Annotated in this window: 1 protein-coding gene; it reads left to right on the top strand. The window is 63.1% G+C overall.

The genetic code is table 11. From position 1 onward, the window contains the following. Positions 1-87: 87 nt before the first annotated feature. Positions 88-1,008, top strand: a 921-nt coding sequence (locus S4A8_RS19110; RefSeq protein ID WP_353221329.1) for an IS481 family transposase, incomplete at its 3' end; no start/stop codon positions are given.

The raw sequence follows: 1,008 nt of genomic DNA, 5'->3' as shown, positions 1-1,008 counted from the left end.
TGTGACCTCTCAGTAGATTGTTCATCCGAGCCGCAAGCCTTGAAGCTGATGGGTGCTGAAATCCGTCAGACCTAAGGAGCGACCCGGATGAACACGCACAAGAATGCGCGACTCACGACGCACAGTCGACAGGTGCTGGTGCGGCGCGTGATCGAACAAGGACTCAGACCCGTTGATGTCGCCCAGGCCATGGCCGTGAGTCCACGCACCGTCTACAAATGGTTGGATCGCTATCGACGCGAAGGCTGGGCCGGGTTGGCCAACCGGAGCTGTCGACCGCGACGGTGTCCGCACCGGCTGAGCCAAGCGCAGCGCACCCGTATTATCCGGTTGCGCCGACAACGGCTTATTTATCGCGCGATCGTGCGTAAGACTGGCGTGCCCCGCGCGACGGTTGCGCGCGTGCTTCAACGCGCCGGCTTGAATCGATTATCGGCGCTTGAACCCTCACAGCCTGCGCAGCGCTACGAACACGCCGCGCCGGGCGATCTATTGCACCTGGATATCAAGAAAGTGAATCGTTTTACGCGCCCCGGCCATCGCGTCACGGGCGATCGACGCGGCAAGTCCCGCGGTGCCGGCTGGGACTATGTCCATATGGCCATCGATGACCACAGCCGGGTCGCGCACGCCACGATCTGGCCGGACGAAACCGCGGCCAGCGCGGTCCGAGCGCTAATGGCGGCCTTGCGTTACTACCGCCGTCTGGGCGTGCGCTTCAAAGCCGTGCTGACCGACAACGGGGCCTGTTATCGGTCCCGCCGTTTTGCCAAGGCCTGTCGCCGACTCGGACTCAAGCACAGGCGCACGCAGCCCTACCGGCCGCGTACCAACGGAAAGGCCGAACGCTGGATTCAGACCGCGCTACACGAATGGGCGTATGCCCATGTCTATCAGAACGCCGACGAGCGCGCGGCCTATCTGCCGTACTGGCTGCATGACTACAACTGGCACCGACCCCATGCCAGCCTGAAGCACAAACCACCGATCAGCCGCCTGGGCTTATCC

This window comes from Salinisphaera sp. S4-8 (assembly GCF_040361235.1).
Lineage (GTDB): Bacteria > Pseudomonadota > Gammaproteobacteria > Nevskiales > Salinisphaeraceae > Salinisphaera.
The sequence above is the reverse complement of the archived record's forward strand: the minus strand, read 5'-3'. Positions and strand labels throughout refer to the sequence as shown.